This window comes from Kitasatospora sp. NPDC036755, assembly GCF_040636595.1.
Lineage (GTDB): Bacteria > Actinomycetota > Actinomycetes > Streptomycetales > Streptomycetaceae > Kitasatospora.
In genome coordinates, this window is sequence record NZ_JBEZUT010000083.1 from 1 (window position 1) to 14,916 (window position 14,916).

Genomic DNA, 14,916 nt, shown 5'->3' on the forward strand with positions numbered 1-14,916 from the left:
CCGCAAGCCCGGCGCCAAGACCATCACCTCCTGCGTGCGCGGCCAGCTGCGCGACCCGGCCACCCGGGCCGAGGCGATGAGCCTCATCATCGGCCGCTAGCGGCACCGGCCCGCGTGGAGCCGGGCGCGGCTCAGAGCACCCCGTGCTCCGCGTGCGGCGGGGCCGGGGTGCCCAGGGCGTTGCGGCGCTCGGGCATCCGCAGCGTGACCATCCGGCGCCAGCCGTAGGCGCGGTCGTACAGGTACAGCGCGTGCACCCCGAGGGCGACCAGGGCGAGCTGCCAGCGCGGCCAGCGCAGGATCCGGGCCATCCGGGCGGTGACGGCGAGCCCGACGTCCCGGTGGGTGCGGATCTCGCCGCGCGCGCTGGTCTCCAGGGCGTGCCGGATGTACGGGCCGTGGCCCTCGGAGACCAGCCGCAGCAGCTCCTCGTGGCAGTAGGCGAGGTGGTTGTCCTCGTCGGCGGAGATCATCCGCATCGCCCGGCCGAGGGCGGGGTTGTCGGCGTAGGCCTTGACCAGCCGGCGCATCTGCTCGGCGGCGCGCTGCTCGGTGACCCGGCTGTGCGCGAGGTAGGTGATGATCTCGCGGTCGGTCAGCGGGACGGTGCTGTTCAGCCGCTCGTGCGAGAGCCCGACGCCCTGGCGCTCCAGCAGCATGCAGTAGTCGGCCTCGTCCGGCACGGGCACCTTGGGCAGGCCGCGCTTGTGCAGCAGCTGGGCGAAGATCCGGCCGTGCTTGCGCTCGTCGGCACCGTGCCGGGCGACCTTCGGGGCGAGGACGGGATCCCGGGTGAGCGTGGTGATCCGCTCGTTCTCCCAGCCGCCCTGGTCCTCGCCTCCGGCCGCGATGCTGCAGAACAGCTGGTAGGCCTGGTCGTTCCGGTAGATCTCGTCGAAGAGCGAGCGGGTGCTCAGCACGGCGCCTCCTGCGCGTTCCGGGGCGGTGCCCGGCGGGGGCCGACGGGCGGTCGCGATACGTTCCCCCCCGAGCGCCGGCCGTCCGGGCCGACCGGCGGGTAGTCACTCACCTGTCCCAGCGGCAATCCCTAGCCGAGATGGGCTCCCAGCCATTCGAGCGTGGCCGGCAGCTCCCTGGTCCAGCTGTCGAAGTTGTGGCCGCCGTCGTCCAGGTAGAGCGAGTCGACCTTGAACTGGGGGTTGGCCGCCGCTGCCCTGGTGGCCTGCTCGACGAACTGGACGGTCTGCGGGTAGTCGCCCTCCGTGCGGGTGGAGACGGCCAGCAGGTTGAGGGCGGGGACCGGCAGGTTCTGCAGCCGCCAGCCGAGGTCGTGCTGCTGGGCCAGTGCCTTGTCGCCGTTGAAGAGGTCGCCGCCGGTGTAGTTGTCCTGGCGCACGGTGAAGTCGCCGTGCAGGCTCGCCGCGCTGCCGTAGACGTTCGGGAAGCGCATCGCCAGGCGCAGCGCGCAGCTGCCGCCGGTGGAGTAGCCGAGGGTGCCCCAGGAGCCGGCCGTGCGGCCCACCCGGTAGTTGCCGAGGATGGCCTCGGGGACGTCCTTGACGAACCAGGTCTCGGTGCGCGGCCCGCCGGGGACGTCCACGCACTCGGTGTCCCGGGCCGGCACGACGGCCGGTCGGGCCATCACCAGGACGGTCGGCGGCATCTTGCCGGAGCGCTGCAGCTCGATCGCGGTCTGGGCGAGGGGGAGCTCGTGCAGCAGGTTCAGGGTGGTGCCCGGGTAGCCGGCGATGGCCAGCAGGACGGGGAAGCGGACCAGGGCGAGCTTGGGGTCGAAGTACGCGGGTGGCAGGTAGACGAACATCTGGTCGGAGAAGCCGGTCTCCTTGCCGCTGACCCGGACCGACTCGACCTTGCCGACCTCCTCGGGCGGGCCCTTCGGCAGGTTGGTGATGGTCTCCAGGCCGCCCTCGGTGGTGGGCTGGACCAGTGCGTCGGCGACCGGGGCGCCGCCCTTGTGGTTGTCGTTGCCGGCCAGCGCGAGCTGGGCGCCGCCCGGACTGAGCAGGTCACCCCAGGAGGTGTAGAACCCGAAGGAGTTGTTCACCGACAGGGCGAGCACGGCCAGGACGGAGGCCTGAACGACCGTCAGCAGTCCGATCCGGCCGAGCACCGGCAGCGGGCGCTGCGGCGCCAGCCGCGGCCAGAGCCACAGGGTCGTGACGATTGCCGCGACGCCGAGCGCGAGCAGCGAGTTCACCAGCGCTTCGCTGGTCAGTTCCATGCCGTCGGCCTTCCGGTGGGACACTGGCGGTGCAGGCTTCATCGTCTGGCGGTCCGTCAGGCCGGGCCACCGTGGCTAGGCCGTCCGGACGCCGGGGCAGGCCGGCAGGGCGGGGGGAGCCGCAGGCAACCGGCGCCCTAGAATGCGGCGTCCACCGTACGTAACGCGTCCCGGAGGGCCCTGCCGCGCCACGCTGCGGCGGGCCCCCGGCTCCCACCGCCGGCTCAACCCGCAGCGCGACCACGGCCCCGGTTTACCGACCGTTTCCGGGTCCTTGGTATGCGCATTGCCTGATGAAGGAATAGGCATGAAGGTCCATCACGCGCCCTCCCCCGGAGTGACGGGACACCGCACCGCAGCCTCTACGCTGAGCTTCCATGAGCGTTCCCGTGTCCGTTGAGCCGAGCCCCGAGCAGCCGTCCCGCCGTCGACGCGGCCTGCAGACGCTGCGCAAGCAGGCGTCCGCCGTTCCCAGGGCCTGGCTCCCCGGAGCGGTCGGCTACGCCTGTCTGCTGATCGGCCTGCTGGACATCGCCGGCGCGGTGTTCCCCAAGCTCCGGCACACCAGGATGCACACCTTCACGGGGCAGCTGCCGGGCGGCACGACCAGCCTGGCGGCGGTCGGCACGCTGATGGTCGGCATCCTGCTGGTGCCGCTGGCGCACGCGCTGCGCCGGCGCAAGCGGCGGGCCTGGCGGGTGGTCTGCGTGCTGCTGCCGGTCAGCGCCGCACTGCACATCGTGCGCTGGCACCAGATCGGCCCGGCGGTCGTCTCGCTGGTGCTCCTCGCCGTGATGCTGGTGCACCAGCGCGAGTTCTACGCCAAGGCCGACCCGCGCACCCGCTGGCGCGCGGTGGTCAACCTGGTCGTCATGGGCGTCCTCAGCGTGCTGCTCGGCCTGCTGATCGTGAGCACCCGGACCAAGTACGAGATCGGCCACCCGGGCCTGGCCGAGCGCCTGCAGCACGTCGGGTACGGACTGTTCGGCTTCGAGGGCCCGGTCCGGTACAACAACGACCGGATGTCCGACCTGGTCGCCTACCTGCTCGGCGGGCTCGGCCTGCTGACCGCCTTCACCACCGCCTACCTGGCGCTGCGCCCGGGCAAGCCGAAGCCCGAGCTGACCGCGGAGGACGAGGACAGGGTCCGCGAGCTGCTCGAACGGCACGGCGAGCGCGACTCGCTCGGCTACTTCGCGCTGCGCCGCGACAAGAGCGTGCTGTTCTCGCCCACCGGCAAGGCCGCCATCTCCTACCGGGTGGTCTCCGGCGTGATGCTGGCCTCCGGCGACCCGGTCGGCGACGTCGAGGCCTGGCCCGGCGCGATCAAGGTGTTCATGGCCGAGGCCCGCGAGCACGCCTGGGTGCCGGCGGTGATGGGGTGCAGCGAGGTCGGCGGCGAGGTCTGGACCCGCGAGGCGGAGCTGGACGCGCTGGAGCTCGGCGACGAGGCGATCGTGGACACCGCCTCCTTCTCGCTCTCCGGCCGGGCCATGCGCAACGTGCGCCAGATGGTCAAGCGGATCGAGCGCAACGGCTACTCCTGCAAGGTGCGCCGGGTCTCCGAGCTCACCGCGGAGGAGAAGTACCGGATCGCCGACGCCGCCGCCCGCTGGCGCGGCACCGACACCGAGCGCGGCTTCTCGATGGCCCTCGGCCGCTTCGGCGACCCGCTGGACGACGCCTGCGTGGTGGTCACCGCCCACAAGGCCCCGGAGGAGGGCGAGGAGGGCGGCGACGACCTGAAGGCCGTGCTGCACTTCGTGCCCTGGGGGCCGGACGGCATCTCGCTGGAGCTGATGCGCCGCGACCGCGCCGCCGACCCGGGCCTGAACGAGCTGCTGATCGTCGCCGCGCTCCAGGCGGTGCCCGCGATGGGCGTGCGCCGGGTGTCGCTCAACTTCGCGATGTTCCGCTCGGCGCTGGCCCGCGGCGAGCGGATCGGCGCCGGTCCGGTGCTGCGCGCCTGGCGCGGGCTGCTGGTGTTCCTGTCGCGCTGGTTCCAGATCGAGTCGCTGTACAAGTTCAACGCCAAGTTCCAGCCCGAGTGGGAGCCGCGCTTCCTGGTCTTCCCGAGCACCCGGGACCTGCCGCGAATCGGTTTCGCCGCGATGCAGGCGGAGGCCTTCATCACCCTCGGGATGCCCCGCTTCGGCCGCAAGCGGCAGCGCGAGGGGCTGATGCCGGTCCCGTCGACCCGTGAGGTCACCGAGGCCGCCTGAGGCCCGCGGCCGCCCTCCGGGGCCCGCCGGCACCGAACGGGGCCCCCGCCGAGAACCCTCGGCGGGGGCCCCGTTCGATAATGGGAGGCATGAACGATTCGCCGTCCTTCTCCCTGCCGGCCGGTCTGCCGCGGCTGGAGCGTTGCGCCGTGATGGGTGTGGTCAACGTCACGCCCGATTCCTTCTCGGACGGCGGGATGTGGCACGACCCCGCCAAGGCGATCGCGCACGGCCTCGCGCTGCGGGCCCGGGGCGCGGACCTGGTGGACGTGGGCGGCGAGTCCACCCGGCCGGGCACGCGGCGGGTGCCCGAGGAGGAGGAGCTGCGCCGGGTGCTCCCGGTGGTGCGCGAGCTCGCCGACGCCGGGGTGCTGGTCTCCGTGGACACCATGCGGGCCTCGGTCGCCGAGCGGGCCGTCGAGGCCGGCGCCGCGATCGTCAACGACGTCTCCGGCGGGCTCGCCGACCCGGCGATGGCCCGGGTGGTCGCCGAGACCGGCGCGCCCTTCGTGGTGATGCACTGGCGCGGGCAGTCCGCCGACATGGACCGGATGGCCGTCTACGACGACGTGGTCCGGGACGTGGTCGCCGAACTGGGCGACCGGGTGGACGCGCTGCTGGCCGCCGGGGTCAAGGAGGACCAGCTGATCCTCGACCCGGGGCTCGGCTTCGCCAAGACCTCCGAGCACAACTGGGCGCTGCTCGGGCGGCTGGACGCGCTCACCGCGCTCGGCCGTCCCGTGCTCGTGGCGGCTTCGCGCAAGCGGTTCCTGGGTACGCTGCTCGCCGACCCGGCAACCGGGGAACTGCGCCCGGCCCGGGAACGCGACGACGCGACGGCCGCGGTGTCGGTGCTGTCCGCCCGGGCCGGAGCCTGGGCGGTGCGGGTGCACGACGTGTCCGGCACGGCGGATGCCGTCCGGGTCGTCGCGGCATGGCAGCACGCGGCGCGGTTGGGGTGAGGGAGGGTCTGTGACGGGTGACGGCAGGTTGAGCGGCGGTACGGCGGGTCGGGCCGGGGCGGCGGACCTGGAGGCCGTGCTCGCGGCGAACCGGGGGCTCTACGAGGCGCTGGAGCGGGGGGACCTGGAAGCGGTCGAGGACGCCTGGCTGGGCGCCGCGGACGCCGACGACAAGGGCGGCGTGGTGTGCGTCCACCCGGGCTGGCCGGTGCTGCGCGGCCGGGCCCAGGTGACCCGCTCGTACATGCTGATCATGATGAACACGGAGTACATCCAGTTCTTCCTGACCGATGTCGAGGCCGAGGTGCACGGCGATGTGGCCCTTGTCACGTGCACCGAGAACATCCTGTCCGGCGGCGAGTCGGAGGAGGAGGGGGAACTCGGACCGCTGGTCGGCGGAAAGGTCGTGTCGACGAATCTGTTCCGCCGTACCCCGGCCGGGTGGAAGCTCTGGTCGCATCACGGTTCACCCGTTCTGACCAGCGGGGACGACGACGAGGAGAGCTGATTCCGGCGACTCCGGGAATTCCGCGCCGGGAAGTCACCGGGAATTTCCGGGTGGTCACCGAACGTTCACGTCAATTGCCATATCGGTGCGCGTGGCGTCGGTTCGTGCCGGGTAGGACGGTCAGGCGTTGTCCGTGCTCGCGGGTAGATTCGAAACGGAGTGGCGGGCGTGCTGCCCGCCTTCGCCCTGCCCGTCCATGCCTGTCTCCGGGTGGGGCCCGTCCGACTGGGAGCAGTGATTCGTTTGCTGGACCGCGTCACCCTGCGGGGGCTGCGAGCCCGGGGCCACCACGGCGTCTTCGAGCGCGAGCGCGTCGAGGGGCAGACCTTCGTGGTCGACCTCGTCCTGTACCTGGACACCCGCCCCGCCGCGGCCGGAGACGACCTCACCCGCACCGCGCACTACGGCCTCGTGGCGGAGGAGGTCACCGCGATCATCGCCGGTGAGCCGGTCGACCTGATCGAGACGCTGGCCCAGCGGATCGCCGACCAGTGCCTCAAGCACGAAGCGGTCGAGGAGGTCGAGGTCACCGTGCACAAGCCGGACGCCCCGATCACCGTGCCGTTCGACGACGTGACCGTGACCATCCACCGGGGCCGCGCATGACCCCCACCGCGCGCCCGGTATCCGATGCAGAGGGAATTCATCGATGAGCACCAGTGACCCGACCGCCTCGCCGAGCACGTTCGACCTGGAGAGCCGGGTGGACTCCGTCGACACCACGCTGCACAGCCAGCGCTGGGCGGTGGTCGCGCTCGGCAGCAACCTGGGCAACCGGCTGGACACCCTCCAGGGCGCCGTCGACGCGCTCGCCGACACCCCGGGGCTGAAGATCAAGTCCGTCTCCGCGGTGTACGAGACGGAGGCCGTCGGCGGCCCCGAGGAGCAGCCGAACTACTACAACGCGGTCGTCGTGCTGCGCACCTCGCTGCCCCCGCGGGACCTGCTGGAGCGCGGCAACGCCATCGAGGACGCCTTCGGGCGGGTGCGGACCGTCCACTGGGGCCCGCGCACCCTGGACGTCGACATCCTGGCCTACGAGGGCGTGCTGAGCGACGACCCGCAGCTGCTGCTGCCGCACCCGCGCTCGCACGAGCGGGCCTTCGTCCTCGCCCCCTGGCTGGACGCCCAGCCGGAGGCCGAGGTGCCCGGGCACGGGCGGGTGGACGCGCTGCTGACCGCGCTGGGCGGCCCGGACGCGCAGGGCGTGAAGCGCCGCGAGGACATCCGGCTGACGCTGCCGGAGTAGCGCCGGTCCGGCACGGCCCGGGGCGTGGCCCCGGGCCCCGGGCCTGGGAACTCGGCCGGGGGCCCGGCCGTACGAGTAGGTGTCCGCCGTTCGCGCGGGTCCGCCCGGCCGGGCCCGGTACGGTGGCTTGGCGTCGCCGCGCCGGGCCACCGGGCGGGCGACCGGTTCCGGTACCCGGGAAGGACATCCTCCGAGTGAAGCTGCTTCGCCTCCGTCTGCTGATCGGCATCACCGTCGCCACGACGGCGCTGTCCTGGGCGGGCTCCAAGCTGTGGGCCTCCGTGGACACGCTGCCGGCCGTGCCGGCCGCGGCGCCGGTGGTGCTCGCGGCGGTGGCGGTGATCCTGCTGGCGACCGCGCTGTCGCTGCGGGCCCGGCTGAAGGCGGTGCGCGAGCGGCAGCCCGGGGCGAAGGGGGTCGACCCGCTGCTGGCGGCCCGGGCCGTGGTGCTGGGGCAGGCCAGTGCGCTGGTCTCGTCGGTGGTCACCGGCGTCTACGCGGGGGCGGGGATCCACCTGCTGGGCGAGCTGGACGTGTCGGCCCGCAAGGACCAGGCCGTGACGGCCGGGCTCGCGGTGCTGGCGGGGGCCGCGGTGATCGCGGCGGCGCTCTGGATCCAGCACGTGTGCAAGCTGCCGGAGAACCACGACGACCCGGGCGGTCCGGCGGCCTCGCACCGCTGAGGCTCCGGCCGGACGCCGCTGAGCAGGGCTTTCTTCGTGATCTTGCGTGAGAGGCCGGGCACGTGCGGTAAAAACCTCCCCCTGTCAAGGGCGGAAGGGGACCCTGGGCTGACACGGCCCCAATTCGCACGCTAGTTTCTTGGGCATGTCTCGCGGACGCCACCGTCATTCCTCCGTCCTCGGCCGGGCCTTTCCCCCCACCGCCGCCGGCGTACTGCTGGTCGCCGCACTGGCCGCGCTGCTTTTCAGTCAGGACACCGTCCTGGTGCGCTCGGTGGGCGTCGCGGCCGTGATCGCGACGCTCGGCTTCGCGCTGCTGCTGCGCCAGCGGGACAAGGCGGCCCGGGCGGCCGCCGAGATGTCCGCGGCCCAGCGGCTGCGCGCCGAGGAGCGGTTCGAGGAGCAGCTGGCCGAGGCCGAGTACGCGGCCGAGGTCGCCGAGGAGCGGGCCACCCGCTTCGGGCGGCGGCTGACGGCGGAGAAGTCGCGGCTGGCCAAGGCCGAGACGGAGATCGCCCGACTGCTGCGCGAGCGGGCCGTGGCGGTGGCCGAGCAGGCGCTCAAGGAGGCCGAGGCGGCCCAGCGGGCGCTCGCCGCGAGCCGTCCGAAGCACCCGGCCAGCCCGGCCGCGTTCGTGCGGGCGGCGGCCGTGCTGCGGCTGCTGGAGCGCCGCGCGGCGGAGGAGGAGGCACAGCGGGAGCGCACGGCGGGGGCCGAGGTGGCGCTGCGGGCGCGTACGGCCGCTGCCACCGCCGCTGCCGCCGTTCCGGCTCCGGCACCCGCCCCGGTGGCCGTGCCGGCCCCGGTGGCGCCCTCGGTGCCCACCCCGGGGCAGGCTCCGGCGGCCCAGTCGGCGGCCCAGTCGGCGTCGCAGTCGGCGACCCAGTCGGCGGCCCGGCCGGCGGTGCGGCCCGAGCCGGTGCGTCCGGCGCTGACGGCGACGGTCGGTCAGCTCGGCGGCACGCCCTCGGTGCCCGCCGCGGCGCCCGCGCCGGTGGAGCGGCAGCGGCCGCGGCCGGCGCAGTCCGGGCCGGCCCGCGGGCAGGGCTTCAGCTTCTTCGGCCGCGGCTCGGCCGCCCCGGTGCGCCCGGCGGCCCCGGCCGCCCCGGCGCCGGCGGTGGGCAGCGTCGCCGAGCTGGGGGAGCGCGCCGACCTGGCGGACGTGGTGGGCGACGAGGCGGTGGCCGCGAAGGCCGAGGCGGAGGCCCGGGCGGCGGAGTCGGCCGAGCGGACGGAGCCGGGCGAGCCGACGGTGGTGGACCTGACGCCGGAGGACGAGACCGAGCTGATCCAGCTGCCCGAGCTGCGCGCCTCGCGCTGAGGCCCGCCGGGCCTCGGCCCGGCGGCCCCGGGAAAACGGAAGCCGCGGCGCGGGAAGTCGGAGAACCGGCTTCCCGCGCCGCGGCATTTCCCGCGGGTGCGTCAGATCTGGACGCCGAAGTCCTGGGCGATGCCGGCCAGGCCGGAGGCGTAGCCCTGGCCGACGGCGCGGAACTTCCACTCCGCGCCGTTGCGGTAGAGCTCGCCGAAGATCATCGCGGTCTCGGTGGCGGCGTCCTCGGAGAGGTCGTAGCGGGCGATCTCGGCGCTGCCGGCCGCGTTCACCACGCGGATGTAGGCGTTGCGGACCTGGCCGAAGTTCTGGCCGCGGGCGACGCCGTCGTAGATGGTGACCGGGAAGGTGATCTTGACGGCCTCGGCCGGCAGGCCGGCCAGGTTGACGTTGATCGACTCGTCGTCGCCCGCGCCCTCACCGGTGCGGTTGTCACCGGTGTGCACGACGGTGTTGTCCGGCGTGCTGGTGTTGTTGAAGAAGACGAAGTGGGCGTTGGACAGCACCTTGCCGTCCGCGTTCAGGACGATCGCGCTGGCGTCGAGGTCGAACTCGGCGCCGGTCGTGGTGCGGACGTCCCAGCCCAGGCCGACGGTGACCGCGGACAGGCCGGGGGCCTCCTTGGTCAGCGAGACGTTGCCACCCTTGGAGAGGCTCACTGGCATGACGATTGCAGTCCCTTCGTTCGCTTCGTTCGCTATTTCCCGGGACAACGCAATACTCCGGCGGCTTGGTTCCGCAGGGGCCGTGAATTCTTCGTGGGCGCCAATCGGAGGGCAAAGCCCGGGCAAAGCCGGTGTCAGATCCGCCGGAACCGCCCCTGCAGCGTCCAGATGTTCGGGTTGTCGGCCAGACCGGAGTGCATGTCGAAGAGGTCGGCCAGGGTGTCCTGGAGGAAGTCCCGGGCCTCGCGCCGCAGTTCGCCGTGCCGGACCACCACCGGCGGCTCGTCCGGCAGCCAGGTGGCGGTGACCTCGACCCAGTTGAAGCGGCGGGCGAAGCGCAGCAGCTCGGTGTTCTGGGTGAAGTCGAGGTCCGCGGTCTGCACCCGGGCGGCCCGGCCGCCGTCCGGGTCGCGGTCCAGGAGCTCGGCGATGTCGCACAGCGCCCAGGCGAAGTCGAGCACCGGCACCCAGCCCCAGGCGGTGGACAGCTCGGCGCCCTCGCCGTCCAGGTAGACGTCGCCGCAGAACAGGTCGTACCGCAGGGCGTGCACGGACGCGGTGCGGTAGTCCGTCTGCGGGGGGTCGGGGAAGCGGTTGGAGAGGGAGTAGCCGAGCTCGATCACGTAGGCCATTGTCGGGGCTCGGGGCGCCCGGAGGTAACCGGGTGCGGAAACCGGCGGCCGTACCGATAACCGGGTGACCGCGCGGGCCGGGCGCGGGATGATGGACGCATGTCCGAGCCCATCCGCGTACGGGGGTCGGTGGTCGTCCCCGACGCCGAGCTCGTCTGGCGCTTCTCGCGTTCCTCCGGCCCCGGCGGCCAGCACGTGAACACCTCCGACTCCAGGGCGGAGCTGCGCTTCGACCTGGCCTCGACCAGGGCGCTGCCCGAGGTGTGGCGCGAGCGCGCGCTGGAGCGGCTGGCCGGTCGGCTGGTGGACGGCCGGGTGCTGGTCGTCCAGGCCTCGGAGTTCCGTTCGCAGTGGCGCAACCGGGAGGCGGCCGCGGCCCGGCTGTCGGCGCTGCTGACCGAGGCGTGCGCACCGCCGCCGAAGGCCCGGCGGGCGACGAGGCCGAGCCGGGGGATGGTCGAGCGGCGGCTGTACAACAAGCGGCACCGCTCCGAACTCAAGCAGGGCCGCCGGGCGCCGCGGGGCGGCGAGTAGCCGGCGGAGGTCCTCAGCCCAGGGTGCGGTAGCCGCCGCGGAAGTAGAGCAGCGGGTGGCCGCCGGGGTCGGGCACCACGGCCTCCAGGACGCGGCCGAGCAGCAGGGTGTGGTCGCCGGCGGGTATCCGCTGCTCGGTGCGGCACTCGACGGTGGCCAGCGCGCCGTCGATCAGCGGGGCGCCGGTGTGCGCGCCGCGGTGGTGCGGGGTGTCCGCGAACAGCAGCCGGTCGCTGAGCCGGCCCTTCATGGCGAACCGGGAGCCGAGCGTCTTCTGGCCCTCGGTCAGCACCGAGACCGCCCAGGTGTCCGCCCGGGAGAGCACCTCGTCCATCCGGGAGTCCTCGCGGACCGAGATCAGCACCAGCGGCGGCTCCAGCGACACCGAGAGGAAGGACGTGGCGGTCATGCCGACGTCCTCGCCGTCCTCCGGGTCGTGGACGGTCACCAGGCTCACGCCGGCGGCGAGCTGGGAGAGGGCAGCCCGGAACTCGTCGGGCGTGGCGTGGGGGGCAGCTTCGGGCTGCGGCGACGGGTACACGTACCGCACGGTAGTCGTCACCCGGGAGAAACCGCATCGGGCCTTGGTCGTAGGACCGGCGGTCCGGCCGAAGGGTTGCGCCCGGTGGCCGAACTCACTCGTAGGAGTGAAGCGGCCGGAGTGGCGGGCGCACTCGGCTTCAGCCCGGGCCCATTGCGGTCGACCCCAGAATTGTTCCCCTAGCGCTGTATGTCCCGCTATGGGACAGATGAACTGATTAAGGGTGCATTAGTCTCGTGTGATTTAAGTCACAAGTGATGGCCTATTGCTGACCGAGCGTGCCGAGCGCTGTGCTCCCTGTGATTCAGTTCTTCTGGCAATCGGACGATAACCAATCACGAACTATCCGAAGCAGCCGGGGAGCCCCCGCATGGAAGCCGAGTCGGAGCCGTACGTCCGTCTCGCGACCCTCCGCACCTTGCACCGGGTCGTGGCGGACCTCAACGCTGCCCGCAGCCTCGCTGGCACCCTCCAGGCCGTCGTCGAGGGCGCGGTGCACGGACTCGGCTTCGACGCCGCCGCGGTCAGCCTGGTCCGGCCGGACGGCGACCTCGTGGTGGCGGCCGTCTGGGAACTGGAGGAGAGCCCGATGGGCGGCCCCTCCGTGCTGCTCGGCCAGGTCGGCTCCCGGGAGTCCTGGGACCGGCTGCTCGGCGTCAGCGACCACTGGGGCACCCTGCGCTTCCTGCCGTACGACCGCGGCTGGGCCGTCGCCAGTGACATCCCGCGCTGGATCGGGGACGGCCCGCTCCCGGTGTACGCCAACGACTGGCACCCCGCCGACGGGCTGCTCGCCCCGATGTACAGCGCGGGCGGCGACCTCCTCGGCGTCCTCTCGGTGGACCGCCCGCGCAGCGGCAAGCGGCCCGGGGCGTGGACCCGCGAGGCACTGGAGATGTTCTCGCTGCAGGCCTCCATCGCGATCGGCAACGCCCGGCTGCGGGCCGAGATGCAGCGCGCGCTGGCCCGCCTGGAGAAGGAGCAGCAGGCCCTGCGGGCCAGCGAGGAGAGCTTCCGCCAGGCCTTCGAGTACGCGCCCAGCGGGATGGCGATCACCGAGCTGCACGGCGCCGGACGCGGCCAGCTGACCAGGGTCAACGACGCGCTCTGCCGGCTGCTCGGCCGGCCCCGGGCGGTGCTGCGCCAGCAGAGCTTCGCCGACCTGGTGCACCCCGAGGACCGGGCGCTGCTGGAGCGCACCAGCGCCGAGAGCGGCCGCGCCGAGCTGCGGCTGTCCCGGCGGGACGGCGGCTACCAGTGGGTCTGCCTGCGCAACTCGATCGTCGCGGACGCGGCCGAGGGCCCGAGCTTCCTGCTCACCCACGTCGAGGACATCGAGGACCGCAAGCGGCACGAGTTCCAGCTCGCCCACCGGGCCAGCCACGACGCGCTCACCGGGCTGCCGAACGGCGCCGAGCTCAAGGCCCGGCTGGCCCGCCGGCTCTGCGCCCGGCCGCAGCCGGTCGGTGCCGCCGGCCAGGTCGAGGCGGCCTACCCGCAGCCGTACGGCCACCCGGTCGACACGTACGGCGCGCACACGGCGTACAGCGCGCACACGGCGTACGACGGGCCGGAGGGCGCGGACCCGTACACCGGGCGGGTGCACGGCTACGGGCTGCCCGAGGAACTGCCGGGCGCGCTCGGCCCGGCCTGCGGGGAGCACGTGCACGCGGTCGTCCCGGCGGAGTACGGCCCGGGCGGCGACGCCTGGTCCTCGCCGTTCCGCTCCGGCGGTGCGGCGGCGGTGGACAAGGGGCTCGCGGTGCTCTTCTGCGACCTGGACGGCTTCAAGTCGATCAACGACCGGTTCGGTCACAACGCGGGCGACGCGGTGCTGGTCGAGGTCGCCCGGCGGCTGAGCCAGGCCGTCCGGGACGGCGACACGGTGGCCAGGCTCGGCGGTGACGAGTTCGTGGTGCTGGCCGACGGGATCGGCCGCGAGGAGGCGAAGGACCTCGCCCACCGGCTGCGGGGCGCGATCATCCCGCCGATGCGGATCGACGGCCGGGCGATGAGGGTGGGCGTGAGCCTCGGGGTCGGCTGGGCCGGCTGCGGGATGAGCATCGAGGAGGTGCTGCAGACCGCCGACGAGCGGATGTACGACGAGAAGCGGGCGCGGGGCGGGGCGGTGCGCGGGGCGCGCGGCGAGCGTTCGCACCGGCGCGCGGGCTGAACCGGCGGACGGCGGCGGGGCCCCGGTCCGCCCTGGTCGGTCCGGGTTACCCGTGAGTTGTCAAGGGGTCTTTTCCCGCCGTCACATACGACAGGTAGGGTTCCCGGTACGACAGCGTCGATGATCTGCGCCGCCCGCAGCCGGGGGCGCACCGGATGGGGGAGCAGGCCACCGTGACGACCGCCGGCAGCAACGGAGTGCCCGAGGGCCAGGGGGGCGGTGCCCCGCAGGACGACGACCCGTTCGGCTACCTCTACCGCCCGGCCGACGGTTCCACCGGGCAGCCGGCCGAGCCGCAGCAGGGCGTCCCGCGCACGCCGTACAGCCGCCCGATGGAGGTCGGGCGCGCGCAGTACGGCTACCCGCCCCGGCAGCAGCAGCCGCCGCAGCCGTACGGCCAGCAGGGCATGCCGCCGCAGGGGTACCAGGGCGGCCAGCCGCAGGCCCCGTACGGCCAGCCCGGCCCGGGGCAGCAGCCCGAGTACGGTGCCGCGCCCACCCAGCAGACCCGCTACGCGGAGCACTCCCGGCCGCAGCCGGGGGAGGAGCCCCGCGGCAGCGGCCGCAGCAAGGGCGCGGTGATCGGCGCGGTGGCCGTGGTCGCGGCGATAGCGATCGGCGCCGGCATAGCGCTCTCCACCGGGGACCCGGACGGCGGCAAGGACACCAAGGGCGGCACCGGCACCGCCGCCCCGCAGACCCCCAGCGCCCCGGCGCCGTCGGGCACGGCCGCGAGCGCCGCGCCGTCGGCGAGCGCGACCACCGTCTCCGGCCCGACGAACGTGGACGCGGGCCAGCTGCAGGGGCAGAACGCGCCGTCCGGCAACGCCGTCAAGGGTGCCAAGTCGGCCGACGGCAGCTACCTGACGCTCCAGCAGGGCGGCACGGTGACCTGGTCCGGCGAGATCGCCGCGGCCGGGACGTACAAGCTGACCGTGCACTACAACAACGCCGGCGGGGACGTGAAGGGCGCGGCCGCGGTGAACGGCAAGGACTGGCCGAGCGGGCTGGCGTACAAGAACTACTCGCCGGGGAAGGACCCGGCGTCCTCCTGGTACTCCACCTGGATACTCCCGCAGTTCCAGGCCGGGCCGAACTCGGTGGTCTTCACGGTGCCCTCCGGGCCGATCCTGATCGACCAGATCACCATCGAGCCGAGCGGCTGACGCCGGCCCCCGAACGCGACACGGCCGCCCGCCCCCCGAGGGGAC

Annotated in this window: 15 protein-coding genes and 1 pseudogene; 11 read left to right on the forward strand and 5 right to left on the reverse strand. The window is 73.6% G+C overall.

Annotated features, from left to right (window positions below; genetic code table 11):
- Positions 1–100 (forward strand): annotated as a pseudogene (locus tag AB0E96_RS15170) (GTP cyclohydrolase I FolE); the annotation flags it as partial.
- Positions 101–131: 31 nt separating this feature from the next.
- Here the strand turns inward: AB0E96_RS15170 and AB0E96_RS15175 are convergent.
- Together AB0E96_RS15175 and AB0E96_RS15180 are read right to left on the reverse strand one after the other, a co-directional pair.
- Positions 132–920, reverse strand: a complete 789-nt coding sequence (locus tag AB0E96_RS15175) for a ferritin-like domain-containing protein (RefSeq protein WP_359823179.1) — start codon at positions 918–920, stop codon at positions 132–134.
- Positions 921–1,048: 128 nt separating this feature from the next.
- A complete protein-coding gene (locus AB0E96_RS15180) occupies positions 1,049–2,203 on the reverse strand; it encodes an alpha/beta hydrolase-fold protein (RefSeq protein WP_359823182.1) in 1,155 nt (384 codons plus the stop codon).
- A 377-nt stretch (positions 2,204–2,580) separates the two neighbouring features.
- On the opposite strand from AB0E96_RS15180, the gene AB0E96_RS15185 reads away from it, so the two are divergent.
- From AB0E96_RS15185 to AB0E96_RS15215, 7 genes are all read left to right on the forward strand, one after another.
- Entirely contained in the window at positions 2,581–4,425 is a 1,845-nt protein-coding gene (locus AB0E96_RS15185; RefSeq protein ID WP_359823185.1) for a phosphatidylglycerol lysyltransferase domain-containing protein, read from the forward strand.
- 80 nt (positions 4,426–4,505) lie between these two features.
- On the forward strand, positions 4,506–5,387 hold the full coding sequence (gene folP / locus AB0E96_RS15190; RefSeq protein WP_359823188.1) for a dihydropteroate synthase: 882 nt from the start codon (positions 4,506–4,508) through the stop codon (positions 5,385–5,387).
- A gap of 10 nt (positions 5,388–5,397) precedes the next feature.
- Positions 5,398–5,895: a nuclear transport factor 2 family protein gene (locus AB0E96_RS15195; RefSeq protein WP_359823191.1), complete on the forward strand. Its 498-nt coding sequence runs from the start codon at positions 5,398–5,400 to the stop codon at positions 5,893–5,895.
- A gap of 246 nt (positions 5,896–6,141) precedes the next feature.
- Complete coding sequence (folB, locus tag AB0E96_RS15200) at positions 6,142–6,501, forward strand: dihydroneopterin aldolase (RefSeq protein ID WP_224281670.1); 360 nt, start codon at positions 6,142–6,144, stop codon at positions 6,499–6,501.
- 43 nt (positions 6,502–6,544) lie between these two features.
- Entirely contained in the window at positions 6,545–7,144 is a 600-nt protein-coding gene (gene folK, locus AB0E96_RS15205) for a 2-amino-4-hydroxy-6-hydroxymethyldihydropteridine diphosphokinase (protein ID WP_359823193.1), read from the forward strand.
- 194 nt (positions 7,145–7,338) lie between these two features.
- The gene (locus AB0E96_RS15210) at positions 7,339–7,827 is read left to right on the forward strand and encodes a DUF3180 domain-containing protein (protein WP_359823196.1); all 489 of its coding nucleotides are present in this window, start codon (positions 7,339–7,341) and stop codon (positions 7,825–7,827) included.
- 145 nt (positions 7,828–7,972) lie between these two features.
- Positions 7,973–9,148 carry a hypothetical protein gene (locus AB0E96_RS15215; RefSeq protein WP_359823198.1) on the forward strand — a complete coding sequence of 392 codons (1,176 nt, stop codon included), beginning with the start codon at positions 7,973–7,975 and terminating at the stop codon, positions 9,146–9,148.
- A gap of 101 nt (positions 9,149–9,249) precedes the next feature.
- On the opposite strand, the gene AB0E96_RS15220 is transcribed toward AB0E96_RS15215, so the two are convergent.
- Positions 9,250–9,825 carry a TerD family protein gene (locus AB0E96_RS15220; RefSeq protein ID WP_359823200.1) on the reverse strand — a complete coding sequence of 192 codons (576 nt, stop codon included), beginning with the start codon at positions 9,823–9,825 and terminating at the stop codon, positions 9,250–9,252.
- Positions 9,826–9,959: 134 nt separating this feature from the next.
- Entirely contained in the window at positions 9,960–10,448 is a 489-nt protein-coding gene (locus tag AB0E96_RS15225; RefSeq protein WP_359823203.1) for a hypothetical protein, read from the reverse strand.
- 108 nt (positions 10,449–10,556) lie between these two features.
- On the opposite strand from AB0E96_RS15225, the gene arfB reads away from it, so the two are divergent.
- The gene (gene arfB / locus AB0E96_RS15230) at positions 10,557–10,991 is read left to right on the forward strand and encodes an alternative ribosome rescue aminoacyl-tRNA hydrolase ArfB (protein WP_359823205.1); all 435 of its coding nucleotides are present in this window, start codon (positions 10,557–10,559) and stop codon (positions 10,989–10,991) included.
- A gap of 13 nt (positions 10,992–11,004) precedes the next feature.
- Here arfB and AB0E96_RS15235 read toward each other — a convergent pair whose 3' ends face one another.
- Entirely contained in the window at positions 11,005–11,532 is a 528-nt protein-coding gene (locus AB0E96_RS15235; protein ID WP_359823207.1) for a flavin reductase family protein, read from the reverse strand.
- 370 nt (positions 11,533–11,902) lie between these two features.
- Here AB0E96_RS15235 and AB0E96_RS15240 point away from each other — a divergent pair, with 370 nt between their 5' ends.
- Both AB0E96_RS15240 and AB0E96_RS15245 read left to right on the forward strand, forming a co-directional pair.
- Positions 11,903–13,705: a diguanylate cyclase gene (locus tag AB0E96_RS15240; protein WP_359823209.1), complete on the forward strand. Its 1,803-nt coding sequence runs from the start codon at positions 11,903–11,905 to the stop codon at positions 13,703–13,705.
- A 173-nt stretch (positions 13,706–13,878) separates the two neighbouring features.
- A complete protein-coding gene (locus AB0E96_RS15245; protein WP_359823212.1) occupies positions 13,879–14,871 on the forward strand; it encodes a hypothetical protein in 993 nt (330 codons plus the stop codon).
- Positions 14,872–14,916 lie beyond the last annotated feature (45 nt).

Excerpts from the sequence above, each read along its gene's own strand:
- AB0E96_RS15180 (WP_359823182.1), bottom strand. The coding sequence starts at position 2,203 with ATGGAACTGACCAGCGAAGCGCTGGTGAACTCGCTGCTCGCGCTCGGC.
- AB0E96_RS15185 (WP_359823185.1), top strand. The coding sequence starts at position 2,581 with ATGAGCGTTCCCGTGTCCGTTGAGCCGAGCCCCGAGCAGCCGTCCCGC.
- folP (WP_359823188.1), top strand. The coding sequence starts at position 4,506 with ATGGGAGGCATGAACGATTCGCCGTCCTTCTCCCTGCCGGCCGGTCTG.
- folK (WP_359823193.1), top strand. The coding sequence starts at position 6,545 with ATGAGCACCAGTGACCCGACCGCCTCGCCGAGCACGTTCGACCTGGAG.
- AB0E96_RS15215 (WP_359823198.1), top strand. The coding sequence starts at position 7,973 with ATGTCTCGCGGACGCCACCGTCATTCCTCCGTCCTCGGCCGGGCCTTT.
- AB0E96_RS15220 (WP_359823200.1), bottom strand. The coding sequence starts at position 9,825 with ATGCCAGTGAGCCTCTCCAAGGGTGGCAACGTCTCGCTGACCAAGGAG.
- arfB (WP_359823205.1), top strand. The coding sequence starts at position 10,557 with ATGTCCGAGCCCATCCGCGTACGGGGGTCGGTGGTCGTCCCCGACGCC.
- AB0E96_RS15240 (WP_359823209.1), top strand. The coding sequence starts at position 11,903 with ATGGAAGCCGAGTCGGAGCCGTACGTCCGTCTCGCGACCCTCCGCACC.